The 15374-nt window shown below is 69.6% G+C and carries 15 protein-coding genes and 1 pseudogene; 4 read left to right on the forward strand and 12 right to left on the reverse strand.

Features of this window, described 5'->3' with window-relative positions:
• Positions 1 to 296: 296 nt before the first annotated feature.
• The gene (locus tag OG729_RS37615; protein ID WP_360876638.1) at positions 297 to 1709 is read right to left on the reverse strand and encodes an APC family permease; all 1413 of its coding nucleotides are present in this window, start codon (positions 1707 to 1709) and stop codon (positions 297 to 299) included.
• Between the two features lie 505 nt (positions 1710 to 2214).
• Between OG729_RS37615 and dnaK the strand changes: the two genes are divergently transcribed.
• From dnaK to OG729_RS37635, 4 genes and pseudogenes are all read left to right on the forward strand, one after another.
• Positions 2215 to 4092: a molecular chaperone DnaK gene (dnaK, locus tag OG729_RS37620; RefSeq protein WP_405810570.1), complete on the forward strand. Its 1878-nt coding sequence runs from the start codon at positions 2215 to 2217 to the stop codon at positions 4090 to 4092.
• Positions 4089 to 4388, forward strand: a pseudogene (locus tag OG729_RS37625) (nucleotide exchange factor GrpE); the annotation flags it as partial. The gene dnaK and the pseudogene OG729_RS37625, both read left to right, overlap by 4 nt.
• An 85-nt stretch (positions 4389 to 4473) precedes the next feature.
• Positions 4474 to 4731 carry a nucleotide exchange factor GrpE gene (grpE, locus tag OG729_RS37630; protein WP_405810572.1) on the forward strand — a complete coding sequence of 86 codons (258 nt, stop codon included), beginning with the start codon at positions 4474 to 4476 and terminating at the stop codon, positions 4729 to 4731.
• Between the two features lie 67 nt (positions 4732 to 4798).
• Positions 4799 to 5137, forward strand: coding sequence for a MerR family transcriptional regulator (locus OG729_RS37635; protein ID WP_360885336.1), 339 nt, complete (start codon positions 4799 to 4801; stop codon positions 5135 to 5137).
• A gap of 132 nt (positions 5138 to 5269) precedes the next feature.
• On the opposite strand, the gene OG729_RS37640 is transcribed toward OG729_RS37635, so the two are convergent.
• The 11 genes from OG729_RS37640 to OG729_RS37690 all read right to left on the reverse strand — a co-directional run bounded on the left by OG729_RS37640 (position 5270) and on the right by OG729_RS37690 (position 15366).
• Complete coding sequence (locus tag OG729_RS37640; RefSeq protein ID WP_405810574.1) at positions 5270 to 5578, reverse strand: SCO5918 family protein; 309 nt, start codon at positions 5576 to 5578, stop codon at positions 5270 to 5272.
• 56 nt (positions 5579 to 5634) lie between these two features.
• On the reverse strand, positions 5635 to 6033 hold the full coding sequence (locus tag OG729_RS37645; protein ID WP_360885341.1) for a CBS domain-containing protein: 399 nt from the start codon (positions 6031 to 6033) through the stop codon (positions 5635 to 5637).
• Positions 6034 to 6093: 60 nt separating this feature from the next.
• Positions 6094 to 7641 (reverse strand): DEAD/DEAH box helicase, encoded by a 1548-nt coding sequence (locus OG729_RS37650; RefSeq protein ID WP_360885344.1) that lies wholly within the window; start codon positions 7639 to 7641, stop codon positions 6094 to 6096.
• A 350-nt stretch (positions 7642 to 7991) separates the two neighbouring features.
• On the reverse strand, positions 7992 to 8195 hold the full coding sequence (locus OG729_RS37655; RefSeq protein ID WP_046930152.1) for a cold-shock protein: 204 nt from the start codon (positions 8193 to 8195) through the stop codon (positions 7992 to 7994).
• Between the two features lie 354 nt (positions 8196 to 8549).
• Positions 8550 to 8894 carry a MerR family transcriptional regulator gene (locus OG729_RS37660; RefSeq protein ID WP_405810577.1) on the reverse strand — a complete coding sequence of 115 codons (345 nt, stop codon included), beginning with the start codon at positions 8892 to 8894 and terminating at the stop codon, positions 8550 to 8552.
• Between the two features lie 659 nt (positions 8895 to 9553).
• Positions 9554 to 10273, reverse strand: coding sequence for a GntR family transcriptional regulator (locus OG729_RS37665; protein WP_405810578.1), 720 nt, complete (start codon positions 10271 to 10273; stop codon positions 9554 to 9556).
• Positions 10274 to 10315: 42 nt separating this feature from the next.
• The gene (locus OG729_RS37670) at positions 10316 to 11686 is read right to left on the reverse strand and encodes an aldehyde dehydrogenase family protein (RefSeq protein WP_405810579.1); all 1371 of its coding nucleotides are present in this window, start codon (positions 11684 to 11686) and stop codon (positions 10316 to 10318) included.
• A complete protein-coding gene (locus OG729_RS37675; RefSeq protein WP_405810581.1) occupies positions 11683 to 12684 on the reverse strand; it encodes a proline racemase family protein in 1002 nt (333 codons plus the stop codon). Before OG729_RS37675 ends, OG729_RS37670 begins: the two co-directional genes overlap by 4 nt.
• Positions 12685 to 12700: 16 nt before the next feature.
• Positions 12701 to 13609 carry a dihydrodipicolinate synthase family protein gene (locus OG729_RS37680; RefSeq protein ID WP_405810582.1) on the reverse strand — a complete coding sequence of 303 codons (909 nt, stop codon included), beginning with the start codon at positions 13607 to 13609 and terminating at the stop codon, positions 12701 to 12703.
• A gap of 73 nt (positions 13610 to 13682) precedes the next feature.
• Complete coding sequence (locus tag OG729_RS37685; RefSeq protein ID WP_405810584.1) at positions 13683 to 15074, reverse strand: FAD-dependent oxidoreductase; 1392 nt, start codon at positions 15072 to 15074, stop codon at positions 13683 to 13685.
• The gene (locus tag OG729_RS37690) at positions 15067 to 15366 is read right to left on the reverse strand and encodes a (2Fe-2S)-binding protein (protein WP_405810585.1); all 300 of its coding nucleotides are present in this window, start codon (positions 15364 to 15366) and stop codon (positions 15067 to 15069) included. The genes OG729_RS37685 and OG729_RS37690 overlap by 8 nt, the downstream gene beginning before the upstream one ends.
• Positions 15367 to 15374: the final 8 nt, after the last annotated feature.

The raw sequence follows: 15374 nt of genomic DNA on the forward strand, positions 1-15374 counted from the left end.
GCTGCGGTGCAACGTAGGGGAAGGCTGTTCGCCGGCATCCCGTCACGGCATCTGTCATGGGATGCCCCGTGCGAGCATTTGGCCCGAGACGCTGGTGGAACCCCCGTGCGTGCAGCGCCTTGCCAGGAGACCTGAACAGCGCACGCGCGGTGCTCAGTTGAGGAGGGTGGGCATGGAACGCGACGCGGGCGCCTGCGACGTCCGGCCCGGGCAGCTTCTCGGGCGCGGACTGCACCGAAGGTCTCCTGGGCGAGGCTGACCCCACTGGATACCGGGATTTCGTCGGCCGACAAGCATCAAGCCTGTGCGTCCTCAGGGATGGAGACCAGCCACCTCGTCGCACGGCGCGGCCGCAGGTAGCCGACCCAGTACAGGGTGGCGACGGCCGTGATCCCTCCGGTCCAGAGCAGGTAGGTCACCTCCTGCTGGCTGAGGATGTACGCGAGCACGGCGATCAGCAGCACGGGCATGGCGGGCCACAGCGGCATCCGCCAGGCGGGCTGGTGGGCGTGCGAGCCGCGGCGGGCGAGCAGCGCGGCCACGGCGACCAGGAGGTACATGCCGGTGACGGAGACGCCGGTGACGCCGTAGAGCGTGTCCAGGTTCACGAAGCACAGGAGCGCTCCGGGCACGCCCACGAGGAGCGTGGCGACCCACGGGGAGCCGAAGCGGCCGAGCTTCGCGAGCGCGTTGTTCACGGGCTGCGGCCAGGCCTTGTCGCGGGCGGAGGCGAACAGGACGCGGGAGTTCTGGATGACCATGACGATGCCCGCGTTGATGATCGCGAGTGCCACGCAGAGGCTGACGAAGGTGCCGACGGCGGAGTTGCTCCACGCGGTGACCATGCCGCTGATGTCCCCGCTCGTGAGGGCCTGGAGGTCGGAGGCGCCCATGGTGATGGCGATGACCGGTACCAGGATGATCACTGTGGAGATGGCGAGGGTGGTGAGGACGGTGCGGGCGACGTTGCGGCGGGGGTTGTCCAGTTCCTCGGAGAGGTAGACGGCGGTGGAGAAGCCCTGCGTGACGAAGAGCGCGATGGCCAGCCCCGAGACGATCAGCATCGCCGTGACCGGGTCGGCCTTCCCTTGGGAACCGGCCACCGTCAGGTCGACGAGGCTGCCCGCGCCGCGCTGGGAGTGCGCGAACCCGAGGACGGCGACGACGGCCGCGGCGATCACTTCGAGTACCAGGAAGACGCCGGTGATCCAGGCGTTGGCCCGCAGATCGAGCAGGCCTGCCAGGGTGGCGAGCAGCATCACACCGGCGCCGGCGTACGAGGGGTTGAGGTGGATGACCGGGGCGAGGTAGTCCGCTGTGCCCATGGCGATCACCGGCGGCACGATCATCACGACGAGGAGGGACAGCACGAAGACGAGCCAGCCCGCGAGCCGGCCGGCCATGGTCGACACCATGGCGTACTCGCCGCCGGCACTCGGGACGAGGGTGCCGAGCTCCGAGTAACAGAAGGCGACGGCGATACAGAGCAGGGAGCCGATCGCGATGGTGAGCGCGGTCGCCGTTCCGAGGCTGGAGAACAGGTCGGGAACAACGACGAAGAGCGTGGAGGCGGGGGTCACGCAGGACAGCGTGAGCAGGGTGCCGCCCACGACACCGATGGAACGCTTGAGCTTCTGGGGAGTGCTGTCATCCACCGCCACGGGGACTTCGGGGACTGCGGGGGCGGGGGTGCGAAGCGTCTCGGTCATGGAGTGGTGGTTCCGATCGACTCGTACAACGGGTATCGAGGGGGAGCGCTATCGCCTCCGGCGGCTGTGTGTTGGGTGGTACCTGCTCCCGGGGCGTCATGCAACCCTGCGAAAACCGCAACGTCAACGGCCATTTACCTACGGAATCCGTACTTGCCTCTGAGTATACGTTGTGCGACTTCCATGGCCGATCGCGTCACTGGTACGGAATCACCAGACGAAATCGGATGATGACCATGCAATCGAAGATGGTTTGGGTCGAGTGCATGCGTCACCCGTTTCATGCCGTTGTTGCGATATCCGAAGCAACGGTCCAGAAACTCGCCGCAATCCCGTCCGTAGTCCGGACCGCGTCCACTGCCGGTCGGTCGCCCCGCTGTACGCTCCCCGCAGTGGTAGGGCCACATATCGCCTATATGCCTCGAAGTGGAGCATCTTGACAGGCTCGCCATGACGTTCTATGCCGGTTTACAGGGAGATTTGCTCCATATCGGCAGGTGAGACCATGGCACGAGCAGTAGGTATCGACCTCGGAACGACGAACTCGGTGGTCTGCGTCCTGGAGGGCGGCGATCCCACGGTCATCACCAACACCGAGGGTGCCCGGACCACCCCGTCGGTGGTCGGGTTCGCGAAGAACGGCGACGTGCTCGTGGGTGAGGTTGCGAAGCGTCAGGCGGTCACCAACATCGAGCGCACCGCGCGGTCGGTCAAGCGCCACGTGGGTGAGGCGGACTGGCGTTTTCCCGACAGCGGCGACATCGACGGCAAGCGCTACACGGCACAGGAGATCTCCGCACGAGTGCTGCAGAAACTCAAGCGCGATGCCGAGGCCTACCTGGGCGAGGACGTGACGGACGCCGTCATCACCGTCCCGGCGTACTTCAACGACTCCCAGCGCACCGCCACCAAGGAAGCCGGCGAGATCGCGGGCCTGAAGGTGCTGCGGATCATCAACGAGCCGACTGCGGCAGCCCTGGCCTACGGCCTCGACAAGGACGACCAGACGATCCTCGTCTTCGACCTCGGTGGCGGCACCTTCGACGTCTCGCTGCTGGAGATCGGCGACGGCGTCGTCGAGGTGAAGGCCACCAACGGCGACACACACCTGGGCGGCGACGACTGGGACCAGCGGATCGTGGATCATCTGGCCAAGCAGTTCAAGAACGCGCACGGCATCGACCTGACCAAGGACAAGATGGCCACGCAGCGGCTGCGTGAAGCCGCCGAGAAGGCCAAGATCGAGCTCTCGGCCACAACCGAGACCACGATCAACCTGCCGTACATCACGGCCTCCGCCGAGGGCCCGCTGCACCTGGACGAGAAGCTCACGCGCGCCCAGTTCCAGCAGCTCACCGCGGACCTCCTGGAGCGCTGCAAGACCCCGTTCCACAACGCCGTCAAGGACGCCGGCATCCAGCTGTCCGAGATCGACCACGTGGTCCTGGTCGGCGGCTCCACCCGTATGCCCGCGGTCGCCGAGCTCGTCAAGGAGCTGACCGGCGGCAAGGACGCCAACAAGGGTGTGAACCCCGACGAGGTCGTCGCCATCGGCGCCGCCCTCCAGGCCGGTGTCCTCAAGGGTGAGGTCAAGGACGTCCTGCTCCTCGACGTGACCCCGCTGTCCCTCGGTATCGAGACCAAGGGCGGCATCATGACCAAGCTGATCGAGCGCAACACCACGATCCCGACCAAGCGGTCCGAGATCTTCACCACGGCCGAGGACAACCAGCCGTCCGTGCAGATCCAGGTCTACCAGGGCGAGCGCGAGATCGCGGCGTACAACAAGAAGCTCGGGATGTTCGAGCTGACCGGTCTGCCGCCGGCCCCCCGCGGGGTCCCGCAGATCGAGGTCGCCTTCGACATCGACGCCAACGGCATCATGCACGTGACCGCGAAGGACCTGGGCACGGGCAAGGAGCAGAAGATGACCGTCACCGGCGGCTCCTCGCTGCCGAAGGACGACATCGACCGCATGGCCCGCGAGGCCGAGCGGCACGCGGATGAGGACCGCCGCAGGCGTGAGGCCGCGGAGTCCCGCAACCAGGGCGAGCAGCTCGTCTACCAGACCGAGAAGTTCCTCAAGGACAACGAGGACAAGGTTCCCGGCGAGGTGAAGACCGAGGTCGAGACCGCGGTCGGCGAGCTGAAGGAGAAGCTCAAGGGCGAGGACACCGCCGAGATCCGCACCGCCACCGAGAAGCTCGCGGCGGTCAGCCAGAAGCTCGGCCAGGCGATGTATGCCAACGCGCAGGCCCAAAGCCCCGGCAGTGCCACCGGCGACACGGGCCAGTCCGGGTCGGGTACGGCTGCCGACGGCGAGGAGGAGGTCGTCGACGCGGAGATCGTCGATGAGGACAAGCAGGAGGGAAGCACAGGATGAAGCGTCCCACTGACGTCCCAGGCCTCTCTGCCCCACCGCTGGAGATCGTCGGGGACAGGTCACCACACAACTCGGCCACCCTCCCGACCCGGGCCGCCGGCGGCGACGAGCCGGCCGTTGGTGCGACGCCCGGCCGCGGTGACCGGGCCGCCGCCGAGCCGCCACCTCATGAGTCCGGGCTCCAGACGGAACTGCGGGAACGCACGGCAGACCTGCAGTGGCTGAAGGCCGAATACGACAACTACCGCAAGCGGGTACGCCGCGATCGCCTCGCGGTCCGCGAGATCGCCGTGGCCAACGTGCTCGGCCGGCTCCTGCCTGTGCTCGACGCCCTCTCCGAGGCCACTGAACTGGGAGAGGTGACCGGGCGGCTTCGAGCGCGTGGCGCAGGCGCTGGAGGCCGAACTGGCGACGCTCGGACTGGAATCCTTCGGCACTGCGGGCGACCCCTTCGACCCGGTCGTGCACGAGGCCGTCTCGTACACCTCCAGCGACCAGGTCGAGTACCCCACCTGCACCGAGATCCTCCGCCTGGGATACCGCGTCGGCGACCACCTGCTGCGCCCCGCCGAAGTGGCGGTAGCCGAACCGCAGGCCGGTTCATCGCCCGGAAGCAAAGAGCGCCCGGTGACGCGGTGAACCAGATCGTCGCGGACGGGCGGTACCGCAGCCTGTAGGGCGCCGCAGCCTGTAGAAGGAGGACCGGATGGGCGGGCTACCCATCGACGACGCCGATGCCGCGCTCTACACCATCGGCCAGGTCGCGGACATGCTGAAGGTCCGCATCGCCTTCCTGCGGCGCTTGGACGAGCACGGCGTGGTCGCTCCCGCCCGGTCGGCGGGAGGGCAGCGCCGCTACTCCCGCCGGGAGATCGGTCAGGTGTCCGAGGCGATAAAGCTGATCGACGAGGGACTCACGCTCGTCGGCGTCCGCCGGGTGCTGACCCTGCAGGAGCGCATCAGCGGACTGGAGGCCGAACTGGCCGCGAGCGACACGGCCGACGAGCACGGACGACTGCCCACCGATGGGCAGCGCCCCGGCTGAGAGACGCATCCGGACAGGGGAGTGATGACTGCGCGCCCCTCGGCCCCTGTTGTGTGCCAGGGGCGAGGCAGCCTGTTCGGCGTCGTGAACGACGGTGAACATGCGTCATGCGGGCGCCACATAAGGGTCCCGTCACATAATTGCCGCTGTTCCGAGCTGCGCCGACGCAGTCTCGAGCGGGCTGAGGACGGGTGCATGGGCGAGCGCGGGGGCGGTGTGGCAGGTGAAACCGAGGCGGGTGAGTGCCCTGGTCACCTCGCCTGCGGTGAAGTCGCGGCGATCCTGTCCGGTGATCACTTCGCCCACCTGCTTGACGGGGTAGGTCCGGCGGCCGATGGTCACGGACTCACCCGTGACGGGTTCGGGCTTGATGCCCTTCATCGACTGCTGCACGTCACTCTTGACCAGGTCGAAGGGGAAACGGGCGATGACGCAGCGCATGATGCCTCAACAAGGTTGGAGGGAAGGGCGGACACGGAGTGCCCGCCACGGGCAGTTCAGCGGGTGAGGGCGAGGACGCCGAGGATGTACCCGTCCTCGTCGACGACGGGCGAGGCGCCGAGGTCCCGGGCCCGCATGGCGTATTCCGCTTCGGGCAGGGACGTTTCCGGCAGAGTGAACGGTCCCCGGTCGTGGACGATGTCCCGCAACCGTGTGTCCTCGGAGTACCAGGAGCCACTGCGGTACGCGGTGAGCTGGGCCCGGGAGACCAGACCGGCACAGCGGTCGTCGTCGCCGCGCACGATCACATGGCCCACGCCCGCGCCGATGAGGACGGACAGGGCGACGTCGACGATCATGTCATCGCCGACCTGCGGTCCGTGGGAAGTCATGACGTCGGCGGCAGTCAGGCCGATGCGGTCCGTCTGCCGTGGCTGAGGGAGAAGCAGCGTCAATGGACACCTTCCGTGTTCGGTGGATCAGTGGACCGGTTCACGACCACGAGGGCTGCGACTTCATGCGGCGCTTCGGAACGAGGACTGGCGCTGCGAGGTACCGGACCGTCCCTGGGACGCAGCGGGGGAGCGGCGGGTCTGAGCGGGACGGCTGCGCCGGCCGCGGGACGAGGAGGCGCCGCGCTGTGTCTTCTCCACCACCGGTGCGGTGATGGTGACGGGAACACCCGAGGGCGCCTGGGCGCCGGTGATACGGCTCAGTTCGGCCTCGCCGGAGCGCACCTGGGTGGTCTGCGGGGTGATGCCGGCATCGGCCAGCAGTCGGGTCATGTCGCGGCGCTGGTTGGGCAGGACCAGGGTGACGACGCTGCCGGACTCGCCGGCGCGGGCGGTGCGGCCGCCGCGGTGCAGATAGTCCTTGTGGTCGCTGGGCGGGTCGACGTTGACGACGAGGTCGAGGTTGTCGACATGGATGCCTCGGGCCGCGACATTGGTGGCCACCAGCGCCGTGACATGGCCGGTCTTGAACTGCGCAAGGGTGCGGTTGCGCTGGGGCTGCGACTTGCCGCCGTGCAGTGCCGCGGCCCGTACGCCGCTGTTCAGCAGGTGCTTGGTGAGCTGGTCCACCGCGTGCTTGGTGTCCAGGAACATGATCACCCGGCCGTCGCGGGCGGCGATCTCGGTGGTGGTGGCGTACTTGTCGGCGCCGTGGACGTGCAGTACGTGGTGCTCCATCGTGGTGACCGCGCCCGCTGACGGGTCGACCGAGTGGACCACCGGGTCGTGCAGGTAGCGGCGGACCAGCAGGTCGACGTTGCGGTCGAGGGTGGCGGAGAAGAGCATCCGCTGGCCCTCGGGGCGTACCTGGTCGAGCAGTTCGGTGACCTGGGGCATGAAGCCCATGTCGGCCATCTGGTCGGCTTCGTCCAGGACGGTGATGCCGACGCGGTCCAGGCGGCAGTCGCCGCGCTCGATGAGGTCCTTGAGCCGGCCAGGAGTCGCCACGACGATCTCGGCCCCGCCGCGCAGGGCGCCGGCCTGACGGCCGATGGACATACCGCCGACCACAGTGGCCAGGCGCAGCTTCAGCGACCTGGCGTACGGGGTGAGCGCATCGGTGACCTGCTGGGCCAGTTCCCGGGTGGGAACCAGGACCAGAGCCAGCGGCTGCCGGGGCTCGGCGCGCTTGCCCTCGGTGCGGGCCAGCAGGGCCAGGCCGAAGGCGAGGGTCTTTCCGGAGCCGGTGCGCCCGCGGCCCAGAACGTCGCGGCCGGCCAGCGTGTTCGGCAGGGTTGCCGCCTGGATCGGGAACGGCACGGTCACCCCCTGGGTGCGGAGCTCGGCCAGCAGGGGAGCGGGCATGTCCAGTTCGGCGAAGGCGGTGACGGCGGGCAGTGCCGGGGTGATGGTGACGGGCAGCGCGAATTCTCCCTGGCGCGCTGCGGGACGACGCCCGTATCCGCCGGAGCGGCTGGGGGCAGCCGAGCGCGCGGGAGCGCCGTTGCGTCCCTGCGACTGCGAGCGGAAGCCGCCGCTTCTGCCGGAACCTGCATTGCCGCCCTTGCGGGTGCGGGAGTAGCGGTCGTTCGTGCGAGCTGTGCGGTTCATGCAGAACCTTCCTCGATGTGGCGCGTATCGAGGGATTCTCGGCAGCAATGAGCGGCACAGAAAATCGCAAGAACGAGCCGAAAAAATACGAAGACGAAGTCCGGCCGCGGCCTGAAAAGGGTCGGGGCCGACGCGTCAAAATGACTGACATGCGCCGAAGCGGCTGGGATGCCGAATCATGGGGAACGGGGGACCTGTATGTCCGTCGGGAGCCGTGGGCGGACTGCCCGCGGGACGGAGTGGAACGTATTGCTCCGTGCCGCGGGTGAAGCCGCGGCCTTGGTCAAAACCCGGAAAAGCAACGAGCTGGGGCCCGCACCCCAAGGTGCGGGCCCCAGCTGCGTCGTGTGTCAGGCAGGAACGATGTTCTCAGCCTGCGGGCCCTTCTGGCCCTGCGTGACGTCGAAGTTCACCTTCTGGCCTTCCTGCAGCTCGCGGAAGCCCTGGGTGGCGATGTTCGAGTAGTGGGCGAACACGTCAGCGCCGCCGCCATCCTGCTCGATGAAGCCGAAACCCTTTTCCGCGTTGAACCACTTGACGGTGCCAGTAGCCATGTCATATCTCCTTCGGGGCAGTGCCCGGAGCCCGCACTGTGCGAGCTCCGTGTCGCCGCGATGATTGCCCCGTCCGGAAACACCGGAAATAAAGAAGTGCACGCTCCGGCGTATAAGCCGGCACGAGCACTTGAAGTCTTTTGGGAACCACAACTGCAACTGAGACATAACGATAGCACGGCGCAAGCAGCCGGGCGCGGCGAGTAATATCACTCCGCCCGTCGCGCCATAAACCCTCATCGCGCATTACTCGAATATCTGCGCCTGCGGCACTAGATATTCGAGTGCGGGGAGCGCCTCTGGGCGGAACGGGGAGTGAGGTTGGCCGTCCCTCGGGAGTCGGTCGGGCGTCGATCAGGAGTCGGTGGCCCCGTTCGAGTCTGAGGTCTGGCGCAGTTCCTCGTTGAGTCGCAGGGCTTCCTCGAGCTGGTCTTCCAGGATGACGATGCGGCAGGCGGCGTCGATCGGCGTGCCGCCGTCGACGAGCTCGCGTGCGCGAGCGGCGATGCGCAGCTGGTAGCGGGAGTAGCGGCGGTGGCCGCCCTCGGACCGCAGGGGGGTGATCAGCCGGGCTTCGCCGACGGCTCGGAGGAAGCCAGGCGTAGCACCGATCATCTCGGCGGCGCGACCCATGGTGTAGGCGGGGAAGTCGTCATCGTCGAATCGATCGGTGGCCTGCGGTGGGTTCTCTTGGGGCATTTGCACCTCTTTCTTGAACGCGTCGAGGGGCCCCGGTGCATACACACCGGGGCCCCGAGGGGTATCAACACCATCTGCCGGCGCTCTGCGCTGGCTTTCGTATTCCGCTTGTCCGTCCTTGAGGTCGGCAGTGCGGGTATCGAGGATGCGTGACCGGGGACCACCTTCCAATCGGGGCCTGCGGTACCCGAGCGAACTGGATCCTCGCCCGGGCGATCCTGATGGCGTCTGCTCCTCTCTGTTCTACGGGTTGCATTGATCTGAACATGCGGTGCTGCACGGCGGCCCCGAGGCCGCCCGGCCCGGCCATCAGCCCCGAGGCCCTCTTGCTTTCCTGGCCCCGCGACTCCATTGCCGTGCCGTGTACTGCTCGCGCCAGTTCGTCTCTGCCGCGTATCGCTGACTTCGTCGGCTACGAGAGAAACTCTAACCATGAGGGCATGCAATGTCTATGTTGGCCACGATAGATTTTGTGGCTCGGGAGGGCAGCTACTTTGCACTGCCTGTCTGAAGCGACGGCTCGAAGCGGGTCGCAGCTCGAAGCGGGCCGCGGCACGGGAGGTGACCGGCGTGCTGCGGCCGGCGTCGCGCTGGTCGAGTGGTCCAGCGGAAAGGTGATGGCGCGAGGGCGCGCCTGTGCCTGGGGCGCCGAGCGGCCGTCAGCCTGCGGCGGCCCGGCCGCGCTTGGGGCGGCGCCCCGCCGGGGTCTCGGCGTCCTTGAGGCCCTCCGCCCACAGTGAGCGCACATGGCCCAGATGCCGGGTCATACAGGCCTCGGCGCCCTTGGCGTCACCGGCCAGCATCAGATCGAGGAGCTCCAGGTGCTCTTCGGCGGACGGCAGCAGCTGGTCGCGCTCGTCCAGCGTCGTCAGCCCGTAGAGGCGCGAGCGCTTGCGCAGATCGCCGACGGTCTCGACGAGGCGCTCGTTGCCCGTGAGACCGAGCAGGCTGAGATGGAACTGGCGGTCGGCCTCCAGATAGCCGATGAGGTCGTGCTCGCGGGCTGCGCGGACGATCTCCTCGGCCACCGGCCGGAGCGCTTCCAGGTCCTCGCGGGAGGCGCTGCGGGTGATCCGGCCGATCATCGGGACCTCGATCAGGGTGCGGATCTCGGTGTACTGGTCGAGATCGCGCTCATTGACCTCGGTGATCCGGAAGCCCTTGTTCCGTACGGGCTCGACCAGACCCTCGCGGGCGAGGTCGAGCATCGCCTCGCGCACCGGCGTTGCGGAGATGCCGAAGTCCTCCGCGAGCCCCGGCGCGGAGTAGACCTCGCCGGGGCGGAGTTCGCCGGAGATGAGCGCGGCCCGCAGGGCGTGGGCCACCTGGTCGCGCAGCCGCTCCCGGGCCGTGACCAGATTGCGCTTCAGATGCCCCATGGTGTTCCCCTCCGTGCCGCCTCGGAGCACCAGCGTACAATGTCACGTTGTTTTCGCAGGTGCGAGGGTATAAGTGCGGCCGGTGGAATAGAACTCCAGGGCCGCGCGGCCCTGTTCGCGCGGCCCGTGGCTGGAGGCCTTGGCGCCGCCGAAAGGCAGATGGAAGTCGACGCCGGTGGACGGCGCATTCATCCGGATCATGCCCGTGTCGAGCTGGTCGAGCCCGTACAACGCAGTGTCCAGGTCCGCCGTGTGCACCGAGGTGACCAGGCCGTACGGGACGGAATTGGTGATCCGTACGGCATGTGCCAGATCCTGGGCAGGCAGCAGGGCGGCCACCGGGCCGAAGACCTCCTCGCGCAGCAGGGTGTGGCCGACAGGGACCTTCTCGACCAGGGTCGGGGCCGCGTACCAGCCAGGGGCATCGGACACGGTTCCTCCCGCGAGTACCGAAGCGGACTCCCAGGATCTGAGGAGGCGGTCGCGTGCGGCCGAAGAGATGAGCGGGCCGCAGACGGTCGCGGGCTCGCCGGGATCGCCCACCGGCAGGGCGCGCAGCGCCTCGGACAGGGCCTCACGCAGTGGGCCGAGGGCGGCGCCGACCGCGATCACCCGGCTGGTGGCCGTGCACTTCTGCCCGGCGTATCCGGCGATCGCGGCGGCGATCTGCCCGGCTGCCGCGGCGATGTCGGCGTCGGGCAGCACGATCGCGGCGTTGAGGCCGCCCATCTCGGCCTGCACCGGTATGCCCCGCCACGTCGCGGCGCGCACCACCGCGCCGCCGGTGACCGTGGAGCCGGTGAAGGACACCACGTCGGCGGTGGAGGCGACGGCACGGCCCTCGGTCGCCCCGCCGGTCACCACCGTGAACACGCCCTTGGGCAGGGGCTGTTGGATCAGTTCGGCCAGGCGCAGGGCGCAGGCGGTGGCCTCGGGCGCGGGCTTGAGGACGACGGCATTGCCCGCGGCCAGCGCGGGGGCCGCCTTCCAGCTGGGAATCGCGTACGGGAAGTTCCAGGGCGTGATGAGCCCGGCGACCCCGTGCGGGCGGCGGCGGGTGAGCAGCAGCCCGGGGCCGGCCGCGGGCTCGTGGACCTCGCCGACCGGGTCGTACGGCAGTTGGGCGTAGTACCGCCAGATCGCGGCGGTCCGCGCCACCTCGGCGCGCGCCTCGGTGACCGGCTTGCCCACTTCACGTACGGCCAGCGCGCTGAGTTCGTCGGCCGCGGCCTCGATCGCCCCGGCGATCGCCGTGAGCGCGGCGGACCGGGCGGCCGCCCCGCCCAGCAGCCAGCCGGGCTGGGCGGTGCGGGTCCGTTCCACCACTTCGGCGGCGGCGAAGGCGCCGGCGGCCGGAGCCTCGACGACGAGGTCCGAGGGCTCCGCCGGATTGTGGGAGACGACGGTGGTCACAGCAGGAAGCCTCCGGGGAAGGGGTCGTCCGGATCGAGGAAGTACTGGGCGGTGCCGGTGATCCAGGCGCGGCCGGTGATCGTGGGCACCACGGCGGGCAGTCCGCCCACGGTGGTCTCCTCCACCAGCCGGCCGGTGAACTCCGTACCAATGAAGGACTCGTTGACGAAGTCGTGGTGCAGCGCCAGCAGGCCGCGGGCGTGCAGCTGTGCCATCCGGGCGGAAGTGCCGGTCCCGCAGGGGGAACGGTCGAACCAGCCCGGGTGGATGGCCATGGCGTGCCGGGAACGGCGCGCGTTCGAGCCTGGTGCTGCGAGGTAGACGTGCTTGACGCCGCCGATCTCCGGCTTCTCCGGGTGGACCGGTCGGTCGGTGGCGTTGATGGCTTCCATGATCGCCAGTCCGGCGGCCAGCAGATCGTCCTTGCGGTCCCGGTCGAAGGGCAGACCCAGCTCGTCGAGTTCGACGAAGGCGTAGAAGTTGCCGCCGAATGCGAGGTCGTAGGTCACCTTCCCGTACCCCGGCACCTCCACCGTGCGGTCCAGGCCGACGCTGAAGGAAGGCACATTGGTGAACGTGACGGACTTTGCCGCGCCGTCCTCGACGCGTACGTCGACGGAGACCAGACCGGCCGGAGTATCCAGGCGGACCGTGGTGACCGGCTCGGTCACGGGCACCATGCCGGTCTCCACCAGAACGGTGGCGACGCCGATGGTGCCGTGTCCGCACATCGGCAGCAGTCCGGAGACCTCGATGTAGAGAACGCCGTAGTCGGCGTCGGGGCGCGTGGACGGCTGGAGGATCGCGCCGCTCATGGAGGCGTGGCCGCGCGGCTCGTACATCAGCAGCGTGCGGATGTGGTCCAGGTGCTCGATGAAGTGCAGCCGTCGATCGGCCATGGTGGCGCCTGGGATGACGCCGACGCCGCCGGTGATGACGCGGGTCGGCATGCCCTCGGTGTGGGAGTCGACGGCGTGGAAGACGTGGCGGGTACGCATGCGTGGGCTCCCGTGGTCAGTGGTGGCCGTCGGCGACGGCCTTTTCGGTGGCGGCCCGGACTCCGGCCTCGATCTCTCCCGTGAGCGGAACGCGCGGCGGGCGGACCGGGCCGCCACGGCGGCCGGCGATGTCCATGGACAGCTTGATGGACTGGACGAACTCGACCTTGGAGTCCCAGCGCAGCAGTGAGTGCAGGGACCTGTAGAGCGGCAGGGCGGTGTCGAGGTCGCCGGCGACGGCGGCGTGGTAGAGCTCGGCGCAGCTGGCGGGGAAGGCGTTGGGGTAGCCGGCGATCCAGCCGACCGCGCCGGCCAGGGCAAGCTCCAGCAGGACGTCGTCCGCGCCGATGAGCAGGTCGAGTTCCGGGGCGAGTTCGGCGATCTCGTAGGCCCGGCGGACATCGCCGGTGAATTCCTTGACCGCGACGATGTGCCCGGCGGCGTGCAGCTCGGCCAGCAGCGCGGGTGTCAGATCCACCTTGGTGTCGATGGGGTTGTTGTACGCGACGACCGGCACCCCGGCCTTGGCGGTCTGGGCGTAGTGGGCGCGGACGGCCTGCTCGTCGGCGCGGTAGGCGTTCGGGGGCAGCAGCAGGACCGAGCCGCAGCCGGCTTCGGCGGCCTGCTCGGCCCAGCGGCGGGCCTCGGCGCTGCCGTAGGCGGCGACACCGGGCATCACCCGCGCGCCGTCGCCCGCCGCCTCGACGGCGGTACGGACCACCCGGGCCCGCTCCTCGTCGGTGAGGGTCTGGTACTCGCCGAGCGAACCGTTCGGCACGACGCCGTCGCAGCCGTTCTCGATCAGCCAGGCGACATGCTCGGCGTACGCGTCGTAGTCGACGGACAGGTCGTCACGCAGGGGCAGCGCGGTGGCGACCATGATCCCGCGCCAAGGGCGGGCGATGTTCCAGGAGCTTGAGGTCATGAAGGAGCCTTTCCGTAAGGTGTGACATTTTATTAATGCCGATACGGAGCGTGCAAGGCTCCGTATCGGCGGTTCAATCGGCGGGGTCGAGCTCGGCCAGCACACCGAGCGGGACCGGAGTGGCGAGCGGGCGGCGTTCGGGGGAGTCGGTCCCGCCTGCGAGGCACGTCACGGCCTGGCCGCACATGCGGCCCTGGCACCAGCCCATGCCCGCGCGCGTCATGAGCTTCACGCTGCGCGCGTCCCGGGCGCCGAGGTCGTCCACGGCCGCGCGGATCCGACCCGCGGTGACCTCCTCGCAGCGGCAGACCTCGGTGTCGTCGGTGAGCCATTCGAGCCAGCCCGGGCCGGGCGCGTGTGCGGCGCCCATCGCGTCGGCGAAGGCCCGCATCCGGGTCCGGCGGCGGCGCAGCGTGTCACTGACGCCCGGTGTGCCACGCAGCCGTGCGGCGATCGCCCGGGCCGCCAGCTCCCCCTCGGCCAGCGCCAGGAGAGCGCCGCCGATGCCTCCGGTCTCACCCGCGGCCCAGACGCCGGGCACCGAGGTCTCCTGGTACTCGTCCAGCGCGAGGGCGAAGGTGCCGTCCGGCGTACGCCGGACGGCGCAGCCGAGGCCGGTGGCCAGTTCGATCCGCGGCACGAGCCCGTGTCCCACGGCGAGTGCGTCGCACGCGATCCGGCGGCCCGTGCCGGGCAGCGGCCGCCAGTCGCGGTCGAGCCGGGAGACCGTGACGCCCTCCACGCGGTCGGTGCCGTGCACCTGGGTGACCGCGCTGTGGGTGCGCACCCGGACCCCGTGGCGCAGCAGGGCCGCCCCATGGACGGCGGCTTCCTTGAGCTTGCCCGGGTTGGTGGCGAGGGCGCGTGGCCGGCGTGCGTATCCGAGATATCCGGACGCCTCCACCACCTCCGGTACGCGCGCTCCCGCGGCGGCCAGTGAGGAGGCGACGGCGAGCAGCAGTGGCCCGCTCCCGGCCACGACGATGCGCCTGCCGGGCAGGACAAGACCCGCCTTCAGCATGGCCTGGGCCCCACCGGCGCCCACCACGCCGGGCAACGTCCAGCCGGGGAAGGGGAGTTGCCGCTCATAGGCCCCGGTGGCGAGCAGTACGGCGCGGGCGCGCACCCGTACGGGCCGCTCATCGGCGCCGTCGTCCCCGGTCACTGCGTGCACGTCCCACAGTTCCCGCCCGCGGGTCACCGTCCAGACATGGTGCCCGGCGAGATGGTCGGCGCCGCTGTCCCCGAGCCGCCGCCGCAACCGGGTGAACGCCGCCCAGTCGTGGTGCAGCTTCTCGGGGCGCGCGGCGCCGAGCCCGGGGTCGGGATGCCGGTAGAACTGCCCGCCCGTCCGGGCCTCCGCGTCCAGCAGGGCAACACGCAAACCCAGTTCGGCAGCGGTCACGGCGCCCGCGAGCCCGCCGGCCCCGGCGCCGATCACCGCGAGGTCGTACGGGTCAGCCACGGCCGTGCCCTTCCTGAGTGGTGACGGCGTCGCCGGGCCGGGCCGGCACCAGACAGGCCCGCCGGTTCGGCTGCCCGTTGATGGTGGCGAGGCAGTCGTAACACTGCCCGATCCCGCAGAACGCGCCGCGCGGACGGCCCCCGACCCGGGTGGTCCGCCAGGCGAGGATGCCCGCGCCCCACAGCGCGGCGGCGACGGACTGTCCCGGCAGGGCGGTCAGGGGGCGCCCGTCCATCGTGATCTCGAACGAGGACTGCCCAGTGGCGTGGACGAGTTCCGCGGGGGTGGGCATGCTGTTCC

It is taken from the genome of Streptomyces sp. NBC_00210, assembly GCF_045160975.1.
Lineage (GTDB): Bacteria > Actinomycetota > Actinomycetes > Streptomycetales > Streptomycetaceae > Streptomyces.